Genomic DNA, 19,103 nt, shown 5'->3' on the forward strand with positions numbered 1-19,103 from the left:
TCTGTGCATCATTGTCTGGGTCGGTCTCACGCCGATTCGAATTCGTCGGCTCCGGCGGTTTCCGGCTTCTTGCCGTTGAAGGTGAGGCCTGCCGTGGTCGCGGAGATCTTCACCTCCGAGCCGTCGCGCACGTCGCCGGCGAGGATCATCTCGGCGAGCGGATCCTGCACGCTGCGCTGGATCACGCGCTTCAGCGGGCGAGCGCCGTAGGCGGGATCCCAGCCCTTCTCGGCGAGCCAGTCTCGTGCCTTCGGATCGAGCTCCAGCTCGATCTTGCGGTCCTCCAGCAGTTTGCGCAGCCGCGCGAACTGGATCTCGACGATCCGGCCCATCTCGCTCTTCTGCAGCCGATGGAACAAGATGATCTCGTCGACGCGGTTGAGGAATTCAGGACGGAAGTGCGCCCGCACCATGTTCATGACCTGGTCCCGCACCGCACTGGTGTCCTGGCCTTCGGGCTGGTTGACGAGATATTCGGCCCCGATATTCGAGGTCATGATGATCAGCGTGTTGCGGAAGTCGACGGTGCGGCCCTGGCCGTCGGTCAGACGGCCGTCGTCGAGCACCTGCAGCAGCACGTTGAATACGTCAGGATGCGCTTTCTCTATTTCATCGAACAACACCACTTGGTAAGGCCGGCGCCGTACCGCCTCGGTGAGCGCGCCGCCCTCGTCATAGCCGACATAGCCGGGAGGCGCGCCGATCAGCCGCGCCACCGAATGCTTCTCCATGTATTCGGACATGTCGAGGCGGATCATCGCGGTCTCGTCGTCGAACAGATATTCGGCGAGCGCCTTGGCGAGCTCGGTCTTGCCGACGCCGGTGGGTCCTAAGAACATGAAGGAGCCGATCGGCCGGTTGGGATCCTGCAGGCCGGCACGCGCACGGCGCACCGCGGTCGAGACTGCGCGCACCGCCTGGGCCTGGCCGACGACGCGCTTGCCGAGCATCTCCTCCATGCGCAGCAGCTTGTCCTTCTCGCCTTCCAGCATCTTGTCGACCGGCACGCCGGTCCAGCGCGAGACCACTTGCGCGATGTTGTCGGCGGTCACCGTTTCGCTGGCCGACGAGGTCTCGCTGGCCTCGACGGTGGCGAGCTTCTTTTCAAGGTCCGGAATGCGACTGTAGGCGAGCTCGCCTGCCTTCTGGAATTCCCCCTTGCGCTGCGCGTTGGCGAGCTCGGTGCGCAACTGCTCGAGTTCGCCCTTCATCTTCTGGGCGTCGGAGAGTTTGCTTTTCTCCGATCGCCATCTCGACGTCATGTCCGCCGACTTCTTTTCGAGGTCGGCGAGGTCCTTCTCCAGCGTCTCGAGGCGGCTCTTGGAGCCGCGGTCGGTCTCTTTCTTCAGCGCTTCCTGCTCGATCTTGAGCCGGATGATCTCGCGGTCGAGTGAGTCGAGCTCTTCCGGCTTGGAATCGACCTGCATCTTCAGTCGCGCCGCCGCCTCGTCCATCAGATCGATCGCCTTGTCTGGCAGGAAGCGGTCGGTGATGTAGCGGTTCGACAGCGTGGCGGCTGCAACCAGCGCGGAGTCCGCGATGCGGACGCCGTGATGCTGCTCATACTTGTCCTTGAGGCCGCGCAGGATCGAGATGGTGTCCTCGACCGTCGGCTCCGACACGAACACTGGCTGGAAGCGGCGGGCGAGCGCCGGATCCTTCTCGACATGCTTGCGATACTCATCGAGCGTGGTGGCGCCGATGCAGTGCAGCTCGCCGCGGGCCAGCGCCGGCTTCAAGAGGTTCGAGGCGTCCATCGCGCCGTCGGCCTTGCCGGCGCCGATCAGCGTGTGCATCTCGTCGATGAACAGGATGATGCCGCCCTCGGCTGAGGTCACCTCCTGCAATACGGCCTTCAGCCGCTCCTCGAACTCGCCGCGATACTTGGCGCCGGCGATCAGCGCGCCGAGGTCGAGCCCGAGCAGCGCCTTGTCCTGCAGGCTTTCCGGTACGTCGCCGTTGACGATCCGCAGCGCCAGGCCCTCGACGATCGCGGTCTTGCCCACCCCAGGCTCACCGATCAGAACGGGATTGTTCTTGGTTCGCCGCGACAGCACCTGGATGGTGCGGCGGATCTCCTCGTCGCGGCCGATCACCGGATCGAGCTTGCCGTCGCGTGCAGCCTGCGTGAGATCGCGGGCGTACTTCTTCAGCGCATCGTAGGCGTTCTCGGCGGACGCGCTGTCGGCGGTGCGTCCCTTGCGCAAGGCATTGATGGCTGCGTTCAGGTTCTGCGGACTGACGCCGCCCTTGGCGAGCAGCTTGCCGGCGTCGCTGTCCCTGTCGGCTGCCAAAGCCTGCAACAGCCGCTCCACGGTGACGAAACTGTCGCCGGCCTTGTCCGCGGCCTGTTCCGCCGCCGTGAAGGCGCGTGCCGTCTCGGGCGCCAGATAGATCTGTCCCGAGCCGGCGCCGGAGACTTTCGGCAGCTTCGCCAGCGCGTCCTCGGTCGCTTTCAGGATCGCGCGCGAGTTGCCGCCCGACCGGTCGATCAGACCTGCCGCAAGGCCTTCGCTGTCGTCGAGCAACACTTTCAAGATGTGAAGCGTCGAGAATTGCTGATGCCCCTCGCGCATGGCGAGCGATTGCGCCGACTGGATGAAGCCGCGTACGCGATCGGTGTAGTTCTCTACGTTCATCTTGGCACCTCAGGGCAACAACGCAACAGGACGAGCCGCTCAAAGCCACTCATTGGCGCCGTCGACAGGTGGCGGAATGATGACATCAACTAAATTCGCGCTCGGTCGACCGAGAGTGCAACGTGGCTGTGCACGACCGTCTCATCGTGTGATCCTTTCATCGGATAGTCAATGTGCGACGTCCGCCGCTGTCTGTCAGCCGCCATCAGCCACGCGAAATGTGAGACGCTCACTCGCCGGGCGCAACGACCCCAGGCCGTTGGTCCCCGCGTCTCGATGGATCGGATTCGCGCCTTGGCGATGACGGACTCCGCCAGGAGGCACCCACCAATGCCGGCTGAGCCGATGAGCTTGCCTCGATGCGGCTGTGCTATCGCCTCCCAGGACTATTACAACGGTTACAATGGTACGAAGATCGACGCTTCGCCGCCGCAGTCCGAGCGCGGTGCGAGGGCTGACGTCGACCGCGTTCCCTCCACATTGGTTATCCGGCATAATCAGAGAGGGTTGTTGTCCTTGTTGACGATCAGCGGACGCGGAGGCACGACATGACGAGGTGGCTCGGCCGGAAGCGCGGTCTCGCGTCGCCGGTAGGGCCTGCGGCTCTGCCGCGTGCGTCCCGCCGAAGAGAAGAGAAGGGCCCGAGCGCCGAGCAATTCGCACACGCCCTGCCGGACTTTTCCGCCGCGTCGCGCTATGCTCTGGATCGTAATTCAAGGGAGATCATCCGCAGGAGGTGAGTCATGGGACCGAGTCACGGAGGCGACGGACAACTCGACGATCGAAAGCCGCGCTTGAGCGAAGACGACATCACGCGAGCCTTGCTTGGTCCGAGGGGAGTGGTGGGCAAACCGGACACCGCCAGAATGACACCTCAGCAGGAGAAGAACATGCCGAACTATCTGGACCCCGGACATACGTCATAGCGTCCCGAGGCATGGGCGCTCGCTGCTCTGACCTATAAGGCCATCCGATACCGCACCCGGCGAATGGACGACCGAGGCCTGCCTGCCTCGATGTGAACGCTACGCCGGCGACGCTATCGTCGCGGGATGAGCTGTCACGAGGAGTGTTGCAATTCGGCGCATTTTGAGCCCTCATGACCTTGGGTGCAGTGTGATGTTGCGGAGCAGGTCGTGAGAAATCCGTACGAGATTCTTGGCGTTGCCCCGACGGCGTCTTCGGCCGATATCCAGAAGGCATATCGAAAGCTCGCAAAGAAGCTGCATCCGGATCTCAATCCCGGCGACAAGGCCGCTGAGGATAAATTCAAGGAGGTCGCCGGCGCGTACGATCTGCTCGGAGATGCCGAGAAGCGCAAGCGCTTCGACGCCGGCGAGATCGATGCGAGCGGCGCGGAGCGGCCACAGCATCACTTCTATCGCGATTTTGCCACCTCCGATCAGGGACATCCCTACGCGGACAGTTCCGGCTACGCGGATTTCATGGATTCGGACGACGCGTTCGCCGACCTACTGAGGCGCAGCCAGGAGGCGCGCGCGAACCGGCGCGGGCGCGACCTGCACTACAGCCTGACGATTGACTTTGCGGAATCGATCACCGGCGCGAGCAAACGACTGACCTTGCCCGACGGCGGCACGCTCGACGTGACGATCCCGCCGGGGCTCGTCGATGGGCAGGTGCTCCGGCTGCGCGGCAAGGGTGCTGCCGGCTCCGGCAAGGGTGGGCCCGGAGATGCGTTGATCGAGGTGGAGGTTCGGCCCGATCCGCGCTTCACGCGCGACGGCGACGATATCTCGCTGGAATTGCCGATCTCGCTCTCCGAGGCGGTGCTCGGCGGAAAAGTTCGCGTTCCGACGCCGACCGGCGATGTCACCATGACGGTTCCGAAGGGGTCGAACACCGGCACGACGATGCGGCTCAGGGGCAAGGGCGCGCCGCGCCATGGCGGCGGTCACGGCGACGAGTTCGTCAAGCTCAAGGTTGTCCTGCCGAAGGGATCCGATCCTGAGCTCGAGGCGTTCGTGTCGACGTGGGATCGGAAGGCGTTCAATCCGCGTGAGGAAGGCGCATCATGAACAAGCAGCAGTTCCTGAACAACGCCGGTGTCGAGGTGCAGACCCTGGAGTTCTGGATCGAGCAGCAATGGCTCATCCCGGATCGGACCACCGCGGACATCAGCTTTTCCGAGACCGACGTGGCACGCGCCCATCTGATCCGTGACCTGAAGGCCGATCTCGGGGTCAATGACGAGGGCGTCGACGTCATCCTCCATCTCGTCGATCAGCTTCATGGCCTACGGAAGGCATTCGAACAACTGCACGCGGACATGCCGAAGCCCTCGCGCTGATCCGCAAGGGGACGAGAATCGTCATCGCGCCTTGACCCGGGGAGACCACACTCATGGAAAAGCCGACGCAGCTCGCGCACGGTCAGATCGACGTCCTCATCCTTCAAGCACTGGTCAGGAAGCTTGTCATGAAGGGTGTGCTCTCGCCGGACGAGGTCCGAGCGATGCTGCTGGAGGCTGCGAAGAATCTCGATCTCGTCGGCAGTGAATTGACGCCGGAGGCCGCGCGCATCATCGTCCAGGAGGACCTGATGCCGGCATTTCTGGGCACCGGCGCGTCAGGCTGATCGCCATCCTATACGAACGGCCGAACGCGTCACGGGGCAGGAGCAGGCAAGCGACTGGGAGGTGAAGATGCGTGCGATATCCCCGGGAGTGAAGGGAAGCTCCGCGCTCGTGGTCGGACCCGACCACCTGGCAAGCCGATTCAAGGATGCGATGTTGCCGCCGGTGCTGGCAACGCCGATCATGATCCTGGTGATGGAGAATGCCGCGCTCGACGCCATTCGCAGCTACCTGGAGCCCGGTGAGAGCGCGCTCGGCACGCTGGTGGACGTCCGCCATGTCGCGGCGACGCCGCTCGGGCAGCGGGTCACGGCCGAAGCGGAGGTGGTCCGGGTCGAGGGCAGGCAGATCGTCTTCGCGGTGACCGCGCGTGATGAGGTTGAGGAGATTGGGCACGGCACCCATGAGCGGACGGTAATCGACTTACGCCGTCTCGCGCAACGCCTTGATACGAAGGCGCGTCGATAGGACGGCTGTATCGTTGACCGTCGCACGCACGGGATGGGCGCGTCACGTCTGACCGCTGCGATTGGAGACCAGCCTGATCTGCGTGACCTGGTCGGCATTTCCGGCAAGATACGCGCGCGCAGCCTGTGTCAGCCGCTCCACGGCTGCGGCATCGTAGCTTGGATGCCGTACGTTCAGATGCAGGTCCGTCTCGATCAGCATGACATTGGTCGTGTCCCTTGCACTGATCTCTACCGAGAACGACACCAGCGAGACGTGCGGGGTCTTGAATGCCATCTTGTCATCTCCATTCCTTCGGACGCGCCAGCTGACGACACGCCGGTCGAGCGCGTGGGAGCCTGGCCAAGCGCTGCAGCAGCAAGGGCTGGGGAAACTGGTAGATCCGGCCATCGGCATTGATCACCTCGAACTTGCGAATGTTCCTTGGCCGGCTATGCAGCTTGCGTGGAAGCATCCGGGTGCCTCCTCTCGAGCTCCTCGATCATGCCGCGAGCGATCTCCCGCTCGCCCATGATCACGATGTCAGCTCCCAGTCCCTTCAGATGATCGACTTCGGCGTCCGAGTGCGCACGCGCGATGATTTGAAGGTCCGCATTGGCCGCGCGCGCCTGTTCGACGATCTGTCCGGCTTCGAACGCCTCCGGAATCGCGATGACCAGCGCGCGCGCGGCAGCGGGGTTGGTCGCGCGGAGCACGCTCGCGCGCGCAGCGTTCCCCATCACGGCCTCGATGCCTCGTTGCTTGAGTTTCGCAACCGTGTCGTCGGAGGCCTCGACTGCAAGGAACGGCGCGTTGCGCTGATGCAGCGCATCGCCGACGATGCTGCCGACCCGGCCGTAGCCGACCAGGATAGTGTGGTCGGACAATTCGGTGATCGGGATCGCCTCTGATGTCGCAGCGGCTGGCGACAATGCCTGCGGCCTCTCGAGCCGCGACGTCAGCCAATCGATCGCCGCGAAGACCAACGGGTTGAGCATGATCGAGAAGATAGCTCCCGCCAGGATCAGGTCGCGGCCGGCCTTTGGCAGTAGATCGAGCGCGACCCCGAGCTCGGCCAGGATGAAAGAGAATTCGCCAATCTGGGCGAGGCTTGCCGAGATCGTCAGCGCGGTCGCAATCGGGTGACGAAACAGCAGCACGATCAAAAGCGCGGCGAGCGACTTGCCGACCACGATCACGAACAGGGTCGCGACAAAGGGCCAGGGCTCGCGGATCACGCTCATCGGGTCGAACAGCATTCCGACCGAGACGAAGAACAGGACCGCGAACGCGTCGCGCAGCGGCAAGGTTTCCTGCGCGGCGCGCTGACTGAGCGGCGATTCCCGCAGCATCATTCCCGCGAAGAACGCGCCGAGCGCGAGCGAAACTCCGAACAGCTTAGTCGCGCCGAACGCGATGCAGAGCGCAGTCGCAAGCACCGTCAGCCGGAACAATTCACGCGATCCGGTATGGGCGATGTAGTGCAACACCCATGGAATGAGGCGGCGCCCGACCACCAGCATCAAGACGATGAACACAGCAATCTTGATCAACGTCAATACAAGCACGCCGGTCAGCCCTAACCCGAAGCGGGCAGCGAGCGGATCGGACGTCAGCGCCGTGCCGCTGCCGGTCTGCAGGCTCGCCACCGCGGGAAACAGCACCAGCGCCAGCACCATCGCGAGGTCTTCCACGATCAGCCAGCCGACGGCGATCTTGCCCCGCTCCGTGTCCATCAATCGGCGTTCCTGCAGGGCGCGCAGCAGCACCACGGTGCTTGCAACCGACAGTGCGAGGCCGAACACCAGGCCGGCGCCGACGCTCCAGCCCATCAGCAGCGCAAGGCCAAGCCCCATCAATGTCGCGACTGCAATTTGGGCAACCGCGCCCGGCACCGCGATGGTACGGACGGACAGCAGGTCATTCAGCGAAAAATGCAGGCCCACGCCGAACATCAGCAGGATGATACCGAGCTCCGCGAGCTCGGTCGCCAGCGCCTGATCGGCCACGAAACCCGGTGTGAAGGGGCCAGCGGCTACGCCCGCGAGCAGATAGCCGACAAGTGGCGGAATGCGGAAGCGCTGGGCGATTGTCCCGAATACAAAGGCAAGCCCGAGACCCGCGACGATGGTCGCGATAAGAGGAGTGTCGTGCGGCATCTGGCCTTGTCGCACAGCATCGCCATCGATGCACCGCGACCAATTGAGGCGGCGCAGCGCTGGCGCACCGCGTCGACGCACACAGGGTCATTTCGTGTCGAGCTATTGCTCATCGCCTGAGCATATGATCTCATGTCTGGATGGATTTCCGGCTGCCCGAGATAGATCTCGTCATCTTCGACTGCGACGGCGTTCTCGTCGACAGCGAGGAGTTGAGCTGCCGCTGCCTATCAGACGCGCTGACGCGGGCGGGCATCGAGATGAGCACCGAACAGGCGCTCGAATGCTTCCTCGGTCGCAGCACGGCGGCCGTGCTCGAGTACTGCCGGGCCGCCGGCCGGGCCGTGCCTGTGAACTTCCTGGCTGATCTGGCCGGACAGGTCCGGGAAACCTTTCGATCTCAGCTCAGGCCGATATCAGGCGTCGCGGCCATACTGGCGGAGTTGCGCGTGCCATACTGTGTCGCGTCATCCAGCGATCTTGATCGCGTGAAGTTTTCGTTGGAGTTGACGGGCCTGGCGCCCTATTTCGCGCAACGGCTCTTCACGTCCCAGATGGTCAAGCACGGCAAGCCGGCGCCGGATCTGTTCCTGCATGCCGCGGGCCGGATGGGATTTGATCCGCGGCGCACGCTGGTCATCGAGGACAGCATCAGCGGTGTGACGGCGGCGAAGGCGGCGGGCATGAAAGTGTGGGGATTTGTCGGGGGGGCCCACTATCGGTTGCGGGACGGCAGTGCTCTGCTGCGCGACGCTGGAGCGGATCGAATCTTCGCTGCGATGGCCGATTTCTGGACGGAAGGTTGACACAGGATGGCTGCGCCCGACAACGAAAAGTCCCGCCTGGATGATGCGGCGCGCGCCGGCTGGCTTTATTTCATTGCAGGCCACACCCAGGACGAGATCGCCAAGATGCTGCAGGTGTCGCGCGCCTCCGCGCAGCGCCTGGTCTCGCTCTGCCTGGCGGAGCGGCTAATCACCTTCCGTCTCGAACATCCTATCGCGGCCTGCATGGAGCTGGCCTCGAGGCTGAAGGAGCGCTTCGATCTCGTGCATTGCGAGGTCGTTCCGACCGATCCGGCGGCGCCGACATCAAACGCCGGAATCGCCGAGCGCAGCGCGAATCTGCTGGAGATGACGCTGCGCTCGGAGACGCCGGTGATCGTCGCGCTGGGCACCGGTCGCGCCGTGCGCGCCGCAGTCGAGCGTGTGTCGCCGATCGAGCGGCCCGATCACCAGATCGTCTCGCTGGTCGGCAATATCTCCGCCGATGGCTCCGCAAGCTTTTACGATACGGTCGGCCGGCTGGCGGACCGTACCGGTGCACGCCATTACCCGATGCCGCTGCCTTTCCTGATGTCGAGCGAGGACGAGCGCAACCGCATGGTCCGCATCGAGCCGATCGCCAGGGTGAGGGCGGTCGCCGCCAAGGCCGATCTCCGATTGATCGGCATCGGCCAGATGGATCAGAAGGCTCAGGTGCATGTCGATGGCTTCGTCACCCGCGAGGAGCTGCTCGAGATGATGCGGCTCGGCGCGGCCGGCGAGGTGACCGGTTGGGCCTATGATGCCAAGGGGCGGCTGATCAAGGGCGGCACCAACAAGCGGCTGACCAGCATTCCGCCACAGATTCCTGCGCAATCAACCACGATCGCCGCCGCGGTCGGCGCCGCCAAGGTGCCGGCGATCAAGGCCGCGCTTGCCGGCCGCGTGGTCAACGGCCTCATCACGGATGAGGCGACGGCGCGCGCGGTGCTCGACCGCTAGGCGCCTTTTGCGTCGGCAATAACTCGATCCTGGATCTCACAGCGCCGATAAGCGCGCGCCGGCGCGTCCCCGCGCTTGACAAAATCGGGAGACGGGTTGAACATACGCCCAACACGTGGGCATATGCTCAACGTGGCATATGGGAGGTCACCTTGAAGAACGTCCTTTGCGCCGTCACGGGCGCGGCTGCCCTTTTGCTCTCTGCCCCCTCGATCGCCCAGACCACGCTGACGGTTGCGACCGTCAACAATGGCGACATGATCCGCATGCAGGGGCTCACCAGCGACTTCACCGCCAAGAATCCGGACATCACCGTCAAGTGGGTGACGCTCGAGGAGAACGTGCTGCGCCAGCGCGTCACCACCGATATCGCCACCAAGGGCGGCCAGTTCGACGTGCTGACCATCGGCACCTATGAGGTGCCGATCTGGGCCAAGAAGAATTGGCTGGTACCGCTCGACAAGCTCGGCGCCGACTACGACGTCAACGACCTCTTGCCGAAGATTCGCGATGCCGTGTCGGTCGACGGCAAGCTCTATGCCGCGCCGTTCTATGGCGAAAGCTCGATGACGATGTATCGCACCGATTTGTTCCAGAAGGCCGGATTGACCATGCCGGAAAAGCCGACCTGGGACTTCGTGGTCGATGCCGCCAAGAAACTGACCGACAAGTCCGCCGGCGTCTACGGCATTTGCCTGCGCGGCAAGGCCGGCTGGGGTGAGAACATGGCGTTCCTGACCGCGATGGCCAATTCCTATGGCGCGCGGTGGTTCGACGAGAAGTGGGAGCCGCAGTTCAACTCACCCGAATGGAAGAAGACGCTCACCACCTATGTCGACCTGATGAAGCAGGCCGGCCCCCCCGGTGCGAGTTCCAACGGCTTCAACGAGAACCTTGCGCTGTTCAACGCCGGCAAATGCGCGATGTGGATCGACGCCACCGTCGCGGCGTCCTTCGTGACCAACCCGAAGGATTCCAAGGTCGCCGACAAGGTCGGCTTCGCGCTGGCGCCGAACACCGGGCTCGGCAAGAACGCCAACTGGCTGTGGGCCTGGAGTCTTGCGATTCCGGCCGGCTCGAAGAAGGTCGATGCGGCCGAGAAGTTCATCGCCTGGGCAACCAGCAAGGACTACACCAAGCTCGTCGCGTCCAAGGAAGGCTGGGCCAATGTGCCTCCGGGCACGCGGACCTCGCTGTATCAGAATCCGGACTACCTGAAGGCCGCGCCGTTCGCCAAGATGACGCTGGCCTCGATCGATGCGGCCGATCCGAACAAGCCGACGGTGAAACCGGTGCCTTATGTCGGCGTGCAGTACGCGGCGATCCCTGAATTCCAGGGCATCGGCACCGCGGTGGGCCAGCAGTTCTCGGCGGCGTTGTCCGGCTCCACCACTGTCGACGCTGCGCTCAGTGCCGCGCAGTCCTCGACCGAGCGCGAGATGAAGCGAGCAGGCTACATCAAGTAGCGCATGCGCAAACGATGAGCCAAGACGCGCACGTGCGCCTTGGCTTTCTGACCAGCTCAATCCTCCCGAGCTGGGCCACTCGCGGCCATCCTGTCCCGCAGCGGGATGGCCGCTCCTTTCGATGGAAGGAGGCGGGGATGGCGACCCAGCAGACCCAACTGCTTGCCCGTACACTGCTCAGTCCCGCCGTGGCGCTGCTGTTCATCTGGATGATCGTGCCGCTCGCGCTCACGATCTACTTCTCCACGTTGCACTACAATCTGCTCGATCCCGGCTCCGAGGAATTCGTCGGGCTGGACAACTTCCGCTACTTTCTCACCGACCCGGCTTTTCTCGCCTCGCTGCAGAACACGCTGGTGCTGGTCGGCTCGGTGCTCGCGATCACGATTCTGCTCGGCGTGCCGCTGGCGCTGCTGCTCGATCAGCAGGTGGTCGGGCTCTCGATCGTCCGGTTGATGGTGATCGCGCCATTCTTCGTGATGCCGACGGTGAGCGCACTGGTCTGGAAGAACCTCTTGATGCATCCGGTGTCGGGCCTGTTCGCCTGGATCGCCCAGTTGTTCGGGATGGCTCCGATCGACTGGTTCAACGACGCGCCGCTGTTCTCGGTGATCCTGATCATCTCCTGGCAATGGTTACCGTTCGCAACCCTGATCCTGCTCACCGCGCTGCAGTCGCTCGACGAGGAGCAGAAGGAGGCGGCGGAGATGGATGGGGCGAGCGCGGTCTCGACCTTCATCTACATCACGCTGCCGCACCTGGCGCGCCCGATCACGGTGGTGATCCTGATCGAGACCATCTTCCTGCTCACGGTGTTTGCGGAGATCTTCGTCACCACCGGCGGCGGTCCCGGCCTGCAGACCACCAACATCGCCTTCCTGATCTACTCGCAAGCGCTGATCCAGTACGATGTCGGCAGCGCCTCGGCGGGCGGCCTGGTCGCGGTCGTGCTCGCCAACATCGTCGCGTTCTTCCTCGTTCGTATCGTCGGCCGGAATCTGGAGGCGTAACGCCATGGCGCGGATGGTGACGACAAGACGCAAGGTGATCTCGACGCTGGCGGCCTGGCTGGTCGGCTTCGTGATCTTCTTCCCGATCCTGTGGATGGTGCTGGCGAGCTTCAAGACCGAACTCGAGGCCTTCGCCATTCCGCCCTCGTTCCTGTTCTTCCACTGGACCACCGAGAACTACGTCACGGTGCAGGAGCGCAGCGACTATTTCCATCATGCGCTCAACTCGATCATCATTGCCGGCGGATCGACGCTGATTGCCCTGCTGATTGCGATCCCGGCCGCCTGGTCGATGGCGTTCTCGCCGACCAAGCGGACCAAGGACGTCCTGCTCTGGATGCTGTCCACCAAGATGATGCCACCGGTCGGCGTGCTGGTGCCGATCTATCTGATCTACCGCAATCTCGGCCTGCTCGACACCCGGAGCGGTCTGATCTTCATCCTGTGCCTCGGCAATCTGCCGATCGTGATCTGGATGCTGTTCACCTATTTCAAGGAGATCCCGAAGGACATCCTGGAGGCGGCGCGGATGGACGGCGCCACGATCGGCCGCGAGCTCGTCTACGTGCTGACGCCGATGGCGATCCCAGGGCTCGCCTCGACCCTGCTGCTCAACCTGATCCTGGCCTGGAACGAGGCGTTCTGGACGCTCAATCTGTCGACGCTGGAAGCCGCGCCGCTCACCGTATTCATCGCGTCCTATTCGAGCCCGGAGGGATTGTTCTGGGCGAAATTGTCGGCGGCGTCGACGCTCGCGATCGCGCCCATTCTCGTGCTCGGCTGGTTCAGTCAGCGGCAGCTCGTCCGCGGCCTGACCTTCGGCGCGGTCAAGTAGCAGAAAGGCTTTCGCCATGGGTCAGATTACACTGCAGGGTGTGCAAAAATCGTTCGGGCCGGTCCACATCATCAAGGGCGCCGATCTCGACATCGCCGACGGCTCCTTCGTCGTCTTCGTCGGCCCCTCCGGCTGCGGCAAGACCACGCTGCTCCGGCTGATCGCGGGGCTCGAGGACGTCACCGGCGGCGCCATCCTGATCGACGGACGCAATGTCGTCGACGTGCCGCCGGCCAAGCGGGGGCTGTCGATGGTGTTCCAGTCCTACGCGCTCTATCCGCATATGAGCGTGCGCGGCAACATCGCGTTCGGCCTGAAGATGGCCGGTGCCGCCAAGGACGAGATCACCCGCAAGGTCGAGGCGGCCGCGGCCACGCTCAATCTCACGCCCTATCTCGACCGCAAGCCGCGCGAACTGTCCGGCGGGCAGCGCCAGCGCGTCGCCATCGGGCGCGCCATCGTGCGCGAGCCGAAGGCGTTCCTGTTCGACGAGCCGCTGTCGAACCTCGACGCCGCCCTGCGGGTGCAGATGCGGCTCGAGGTGACGCGATTGCAGAAGCAGCTCGGCACCACGGCGATCTACGTCACCCACGATCAGGTCGAGGCCATGACCATGGCGGACAAGATCGTGGTGCTGAACGGCGGCAAGATCGAGCAATACGGCTCGCCGCTCGAACTCTATGAGAAGCCGGCCAATCTGTTCGTCGCCGGCTTCATCGGCTCGCCGAAAATGAACTTCATCGCCGGCGAGCCCGCGAAGCAGCATGGCGCCGCCACCATCGGCGTGCGACCCGAGCATCTCAAGGTCGAGCGCAACGGACAGGGCTGGCAGGGCACGGTCGCGGTCGCCGAGCATCTCGGCAGCGACACCTTCCTCTATGTCGATGCCGGATCGCTCGGAACGTTGACCGCGCGCTATGTCGGCGAGTTGGGCTTGAGCCCCGGCGATCACGTGTCGCTGATCCCCGATCCCGCCCGCATCCATCGTTTCGACGACAACGGAAAGGCGATCCGCGCGTAAGACCCGGGCAGGTTTGGAATTGGCTCGGGCCGGGCGGTGCGCCTGCGATCCTCAGGCTAAGGCAAGGGAAGAAAAGATGTATCTCGAGAAATTCAAGCTCGGCGGCAAGACCGCCATCATCACCGGCGGCGGCCAGGGCATCGGGCTTGCCTGCGCCGAGGCGCTGGCGGAAGCCGGCGCCAAAGTCATCATCGGCGACCGCGATGCGAAAGTCGCCAATGACGCCAGGGCGGCGCTGAAGGCGAAGGGATTCGAAGCGGATATCGCGCTGATGGACGTCACCGACTCCAGACGTGTCTCCGAGGTCGCCGACGACCTGGTCGGCAAATATGGAAAGGTCGATATCCTCGTCAACAATGCCGGCATCGCGCGCAGCGAGACGCCGGCGGAGACGGTGACCGACGAGCACTGGCTCAATGTCGTCGACGTCAACCTGAACGGCACCTTCTGGTGTTGCCGTGCGTTCGGCAACCACATGCTGAAGGCGAAGTCCGGCACCATCGTCAATGTCGGCTCGATGTCCGGCTTCATCGTCAACAAGCCGCAGGAGCAGTGCTTCTACAACGCGTCGAAGGCCGCAGTGCACCATCTGACCAAGTCGCTGGCTGCCGAATGGGCGACGCGCGGCGTCCGCGTCAATGCGGTGGCGCCGACCTATATCGAGACGCCGCTGAACGCCTTCGTGAAGAACAGCCCCCGGATGTACGACGCCTGGATCGGCGGAACCCCGATGGCCAGGATGGGCCAGGTCGATGAGATTGCTTCCGTCGTCCTGTTCCTCGCCTCGGAGGCCGCCAGCCTGATGACCGGCAGCATCGTTTTGGTCGATGGCGGCTACACTTGCTGGTAGGCTTGCCCCGCAGATAACGGAGCGGTCATGCGGCAAGCCTATATCGGGGTGGACGTCGGGAGCGCGAGCGCCCGGGCAGGGGTGTTCGATGAGGTCGGCAAACTGCTGGGGGCGGCCCGGCATCCGATTCGCGTCTGGCATGAGACCGGCGATATCGTCGAGCAGTCCTCCGAGGACATCTGGGTCGCCTGCGTCGCCGCCGTCCGCGGCGCGATGCGCGAGGCCAGCGTCGGCGCCGAGCACGTCAAGGGGATCGGCTTTGATGCGACCTGTTCACTCGTGGTGCTCGATGCGGCCGGACAACCGCTCACCGTCAGCCCATCCGGCGACCACGCGCGCAACGTCGTGGTCTGGATGGATCACCGCGCGATGGAGGAAACCGCATTCGTCAACGCGACGGGCGATCGCGTATTGCGCTATGTCGGCGGCGTCATCTCGCCGGAGATGGAGATCCCAAAGATCCTGTGGCTGAAGCGGCATCTGCCCGTGACCTTCGCCGCCGCGGGACACTTCTTCGACCTCGCCGATTATCTCTCGTTCCGCGCCACCGGATCGCTGGCGCGATCGACCTGCACGGTGACCTGCAAATGGACCTATGTGGCAGGCGAGGGCGGCTGGAGCGAGACCTTTCTCAAGCGGGTCGGGCTCGAGGCACTTGCCGCCGATGGCTTCGCGCGGATCGGCAGTGAGATCGTCCCGCCTGGTGCTCCACTCGGCCGCGGGCTGTCGGAGGAAGCCGCCCGCGATCTCGGCCTGCTGCCGGGAACGGCGGTCGGCGCCTCGCTGATCGATGCTCATGCCGGCGGAGTCGGTGCGATCGGCGGTCGCGATGGCTCCGGCGCCGATGTCGATGTCTGCAACCGCCTCGCTTACATCATGGGGACCTCGGCCTGCATCATGGCCACCACCGTCGAGCCCTGCTTCGTGCCGGGCGTCTGGGGGCCGTATTTCTCCGGCATGGTGCCGGGCTTCTGGCTCAATGAAGGTGGCCAATCGGCTGCGGGAGCCGCGATCGATCATCTGCTCAAATCGCACCCGGCGCATGCCGAGGTTCAGGCCGCGGCGAAGGCCGACGGCCTCGACGTCATCGAATATCTTGAGAGGCGCATTCTGTCGCGAGCCGGCAATGCCGGCGCCGCAGCGCTGCTGGCGCGCAGCGTCCACGTCCTGCCCGAGTTTCTCGGCAACCGCTCGCCTTATGCCGATCCTGGGTCGCGCGCCGTAATCGCCGGGCTCGATCTCGACGCCGATGTGTCCGCGATGGAGCGGCTGTTCGTCGCCGGCCTGTGCGGGCTCGCCTATGGCCTCGCCGACGTCATCGACGCGCTGCAGACCCATGGCGCCAGCGGCAAGACCATCGTGATCGGCGGTGGCGCGAGCCGCAGCCCGCTGGTCCGCCAGATCATGGCCGACACCACGGGCTATACGGTGGCGCTGCCGCAAACGCAGGAGCCGGTGCTGCTGGGCGCTGCGATGCTGGGCGCAGTCGCAAGCGGCGCGCACAATTCGATCAACGCGGCGATGGCCGGCATGTCGGCGCTCGGCCGCCCGAGCGAGCCGACCAAGCCCGAGCTCGCCGATTTCCACCGCCGCAAGCGCGGCGTACACCGGATGCTGCGGGAGCTCGATCGCGGCGCGCGCGAGGCCATGACGCGGGCGCCCGGCGAAGCGCTATCGATTTAGGGCGTTTGTGAGATGCTGCTCAGTTGTGGAGATGCGCTGATCGACTTCCTGCCGTCGAAGACAGCGGATGGACGCGAGGCGTTGACGCCCGCAGTCGGCGGCTCCTGTCTCAATATCGCGATCGGGATGGCGCGGCTGGATGTTCCCACGGGGTTCGTCGGCGGCATCTCGACCGATACGTTCGGCAGGATGATCGCTGATCACGCCGCGAACTCGGCGGTCGATCTCCGTTATGCGACACGCAGCGATCACCAGGCGACGCTGGCGTTTGCGCGCGTCACCGGGACCGAAACCCAGTACGCTTTCTATGACGCCGACACCGCATCGCGAAACTGGGTCTACCGACGCGATGCGATCGCGCTTAGCGACATCCAATGCGTTCACGCCGGCTCGACGACGCTCGTCAACGACAAGGGCGCGGCCGAAACGCTGGCCTTCATCGACGATGCCAGAGCGAGCGTGACGATCTCTCTCGATCCAAATTGCCGGCCGAACCTGGTCACCGACAAGGAGGCCTATCGCACGCGTATGCTGACCTTCTGCCGCAAAGCCGACATCGTGAAGATGTCCGACGTCGACTTCGCCTATCTGTTTGGCGACGAGCCCTACGCCGACAGGGCGCCGACGCTGCTGTCCGAGGGGGCATCGCTCGTCGTCGTCACGCGCGGGAACAACGGCGCCTGTGCCTGGCACCGGCGGGCTGGATCAATCGAGGCCGCATCGCCGGCGGTGAAGGTGGTGGATACGATCGGTGCCGGCGACAGTTTCCAGGCCGCGATGCTGGCGGCGTTGCACCGGCTCGGCCGCATCGAGCGGCAACGGTTGCGCGACATCACCGCAGCCGAGCTTAAGCGCGCGTTGTCCTTTGCCTGCAAATGCGCCGCCTTCACCTGCACGCGTGCGGGCGCCGACCCGCCACGCAGCCGCGAATTGCCCGCCGATAGCTGGTAGGCCATGCGGGATCGCGGCGGAGTGAGGCGAGGCCATGCACCGGACGCGATGGACTTGGCCCGTGGCGCGCGGCACGATGCCGGCCATCGATCATGTCCGACGTGAGCGCCTGTTCCGAATGAGCGATGATCTGTGTTTCCTGCTTGCCGTTGAGCTGCGTGCCCGCATCGGCCGCAAGGAACTGTCTCCCGTCGAGGTGACCCGCGCGGTGCTCGCCCGTGCCGAGCGTTTGCAGCCGGAGTTGAACTGCTTCATCACGCTGTGCGGCGAGGAGGCGATGGCGCAGGCCAATGCCGCCGAGCGGCAAATGATGGCAGGCGAGCCGCTCGGCCTGCTGCACGGCATTCCCTTCACGGTCAAGGATATCGTCAATACCAGGGGCGTGCGGACGACCTTCGGCGCGGTACCGTACAAGGACAACGTGCCCGACCATGATGCCGTGGCGGTGGCCCGGCTGCGCGCGCAGGGCGGCATATTGATCGGCAAGACCACGACGCCGGAGTTCGGCAGCAAGTGCTTGACCGACTCGCCGCTGTTCGGCCGCACGCGCAATGCGTGGAGTGCCGAACGCTCCAGCGGCGGTTCAAGTGGCGGCGCTGCGGTGGCCGTCGCAGGCGGCATCGCACCGCTGGCGGTTGCGACCGACGGCGGCGGCTCGACCCGGATTCCGGCGGCCTGCAACGGCGTAGTTGGGATCAAGCAGAGCAACGGTGTGATCCCGCACAGCCAGGTGCAGGACACCTTCGGCAACCAGACCTATGTCACGCCGACCACGCGCACCGTTGCCGATACCGCGCTGATGCTGCAGGCGATGGCGGGCGAGGACGCCTCCGATCCCTGGTCGATCGGCGTGCCGGTGCCGGATTATCTCGATATGGCGGCGCCGCGCGGCGATCTCAGGGGCAAGAAGATCCTGTTTTGTCTGTCACCGCCGGAACGGCCAGTGAGTGCGGACGTCGCCGCGTCATTCAAGACCAGCCTCGACCGGCTCGCCAGCCTCGGCGCGGAGCTTGAGGAGTTTTCCGGCGAAGGTTTCGACATCGAGCCGATCTGGCGCGCCATCAACCACACGGTCTGGCGCACCCGCTTCGAGAAGCTCGCAGCGGACCATCCCAATGATCTGAGCGCGACATTCCTCAAGCAGCTCGCGCTTGCCGCTGAGGTCACCGGCGTCGACTACCAGCAGGCGATGTTCGACCGCACCGCGCTGTTCCGCCGCGTGCAGGCGCTCTTGGCGCACGGCGATTGGCTGGCGATGCCGACCCTCACGCGTACCGCGCTGCCGATCGACCAGGACCTGTTCGGCCCCATCGAGATCGATGGCCGGAGCTTCGACAGCGTAAGGCCGCACTGGTTTCCATGGACCATGCTGTTCAACATGACCGGGCACCCCGCGATCAGCATTCCCTCGGGCTTCGGCAGCGACGGCCTGCCGATCGGTCTGCACCTGGTCGGCCGCTTCCGCGCCGATGCGGAACTGCTGCGCGCCGCGGCGCTGTTCGAGGCGGCGAGCGCCCTGCTCGGCCGCCGGCCGTCCTGATCGTGACAGCCCGAGCGACGCGAAAGACTTGCATTCGGCCCCGAACTTGTTGAAACGTTGCTTCGAAGCATCAAGGGGAATGAAGCTTGTTGAATCGGTTCGGCCGCGGACTCGGTTCACCTCCCCCAGCGGGGAGACGT

At 64.7% G+C, this 19,103-nt stretch carries 17 protein-coding genes; 14 read left to right on the forward strand and 3 right to left on the reverse strand.

Annotated elements, in window-relative coordinates; all coding sequences use genetic code 11:
* Nucleotides 1–26 precede the first annotated feature (26 nt).
* Nucleotides 27–2,639, reverse strand: coding sequence for an ATP-dependent chaperone ClpB (gene clpB / locus P6U30_RS07530; protein WP_407168790.1), 2,613 nt, complete (start codon nucleotides 2,637–2,639; stop codon nucleotides 27–29).
* 1,136 nt (nucleotides 2,640–3,775) lie between these two features.
* Between clpB and P6U30_RS07535 the strand changes: the two genes are divergently transcribed.
* The 4 genes from P6U30_RS07535 to P6U30_RS07550 all read left to right on the forward strand — a co-directional run bounded on the left by P6U30_RS07535 (nucleotide 3,776) and on the right by P6U30_RS07550 (nucleotide 5,703).
* On the forward strand, nucleotides 3,776–4,678 hold the full coding sequence (locus tag P6U30_RS07535; RefSeq protein WP_407168791.1) for a DnaJ C-terminal domain-containing protein: 903 nt from the start codon (nucleotides 3,776–3,778) through the stop codon (nucleotides 4,676–4,678).
* Nucleotides 4,675–4,950, forward strand: a complete 276-nt coding sequence (locus P6U30_RS07540; RefSeq protein WP_407168792.1) for a chaperone modulator CbpM — start codon at nucleotides 4,675–4,677, stop codon at nucleotides 4,948–4,950. The genes P6U30_RS07535 and P6U30_RS07540 overlap by 4 nt, the downstream gene beginning before the upstream one ends.
* A 53-nt stretch (nucleotides 4,951–5,003) precedes the next feature.
* Entirely contained in the window at nucleotides 5,004–5,237 is a 234-nt protein-coding gene (locus P6U30_RS07545; protein WP_407150740.1) for a hypothetical protein, read from the forward strand.
* Between the two features lie 67 nt (nucleotides 5,238–5,304).
* Nucleotides 5,305–5,703 (forward strand): thioesterase family protein, encoded by a 399-nt coding sequence (locus P6U30_RS07550; protein WP_407168793.1) that lies wholly within the window; start codon nucleotides 5,305–5,307, stop codon nucleotides 5,701–5,703.
* Nucleotides 5,704–5,745: 42 nt separating this feature from the next.
* Here P6U30_RS07550 and P6U30_RS07555 read toward each other — a convergent pair whose 3' ends face one another.
* Together P6U30_RS07555 and ybaL are read right to left on the reverse strand one after the other, a co-directional pair.
* Nucleotides 5,746–5,979 (reverse strand): hypothetical protein, encoded by a 234-nt coding sequence (locus tag P6U30_RS07555; protein WP_407168794.1) that lies wholly within the window; start codon nucleotides 5,977–5,979, stop codon nucleotides 5,746–5,748.
* Nucleotides 5,980–6,134: 155 nt separating this feature from the next.
* On the reverse strand, nucleotides 6,135–7,841 hold the full coding sequence (gene ybaL / locus P6U30_RS07560) for a YbaL family putative K(+) efflux transporter (RefSeq protein WP_407168795.1): 1,707 nt from the start codon (nucleotides 7,839–7,841) through the stop codon (nucleotides 6,135–6,137).
* Nucleotides 7,842–7,981: 140 nt separating this feature from the next.
* Between ybaL and P6U30_RS07565 the strand changes: the two genes are divergently transcribed.
* The 10 genes from P6U30_RS07565 to P6U30_RS07610 all read left to right on the forward strand — a co-directional run bounded on the left by P6U30_RS07565 (nucleotide 7,982) and on the right by P6U30_RS07610 (nucleotide 18,963).
* Entirely contained in the window at nucleotides 7,982–8,647 is a 666-nt protein-coding gene (locus P6U30_RS07565) for an HAD family hydrolase (RefSeq protein ID WP_407168796.1), read from the forward strand.
* A 6-nt stretch (nucleotides 8,648–8,653) separates the two neighbouring features.
* Entirely contained in the window at nucleotides 8,654–9,607 is a 954-nt protein-coding gene (locus P6U30_RS07570; protein ID WP_407168797.1) for a sugar-binding transcriptional regulator, read from the forward strand.
* Between the two features lie 152 nt (nucleotides 9,608–9,759).
* Complete coding sequence (locus tag P6U30_RS07575; protein WP_407168798.1) at nucleotides 9,760–11,073, forward strand: ABC transporter substrate-binding protein; 1,314 nt, start codon at nucleotides 9,760–9,762, stop codon at nucleotides 11,071–11,073.
* Between the two features lie 137 nt (nucleotides 11,074–11,210).
* Nucleotides 11,211–12,083 carry a carbohydrate ABC transporter permease gene (locus tag P6U30_RS07580; protein ID WP_407150746.1) on the forward strand — a complete coding sequence of 291 codons (873 nt, stop codon included), beginning with the start codon at nucleotides 11,211–11,213 and terminating at the stop codon, nucleotides 12,081–12,083.
* Between the two features lie 4 nt (nucleotides 12,084–12,087).
* A complete protein-coding gene (locus P6U30_RS07585) occupies nucleotides 12,088–12,918 on the forward strand; it encodes a carbohydrate ABC transporter permease (RefSeq protein WP_407168799.1) in 831 nt (276 codons plus the stop codon).
* A gap of 16 nt (nucleotides 12,919–12,934) precedes the next feature.
* The gene (locus P6U30_RS07590; protein WP_407168800.1) at nucleotides 12,935–13,939 is read left to right on the forward strand and encodes an ABC transporter ATP-binding protein; all 1,005 of its coding nucleotides are present in this window, start codon (nucleotides 12,935–12,937) and stop codon (nucleotides 13,937–13,939) included.
* A 76-nt stretch (nucleotides 13,940–14,015) separates the two neighbouring features.
* Nucleotides 14,016–14,789, forward strand: a complete 774-nt coding sequence (locus P6U30_RS07595) for an SDR family NAD(P)-dependent oxidoreductase (RefSeq protein WP_407168801.1) — start codon at nucleotides 14,016–14,018, stop codon at nucleotides 14,787–14,789.
* 27 nt (nucleotides 14,790–14,816) lie between these two features.
* Nucleotides 14,817–16,472: an FGGY-family carbohydrate kinase gene (locus tag P6U30_RS07600; RefSeq protein ID WP_407168802.1), complete on the forward strand. Its 1,656-nt coding sequence runs from the start codon at nucleotides 14,817–14,819 to the stop codon at nucleotides 16,470–16,472.
* Nucleotides 16,473–16,484: 12 nt separating this feature from the next.
* Entirely contained in the window at nucleotides 16,485–17,423 is a 939-nt protein-coding gene (locus P6U30_RS07605; protein WP_407168803.1) for a carbohydrate kinase family protein, read from the forward strand.
* 118 nt (nucleotides 17,424–17,541) lie between these two features.
* Nucleotides 17,542–18,963, forward strand: a complete 1,422-nt coding sequence (locus tag P6U30_RS07610) for an amidase (protein ID WP_407168804.1) — start codon at nucleotides 17,542–17,544, stop codon at nucleotides 18,961–18,963.
* The last annotated feature ends 140 nt before the right edge of the window (nucleotides 18,964–19,103 follow it).

The organism is Bradyrhizobium sp. ORS 111 (assembly GCF_045571485.1).
Taxonomy (GTDB): domain Bacteria; phylum Pseudomonadota; class Alphaproteobacteria; order Rhizobiales; family Xanthobacteraceae; genus Bradyrhizobium.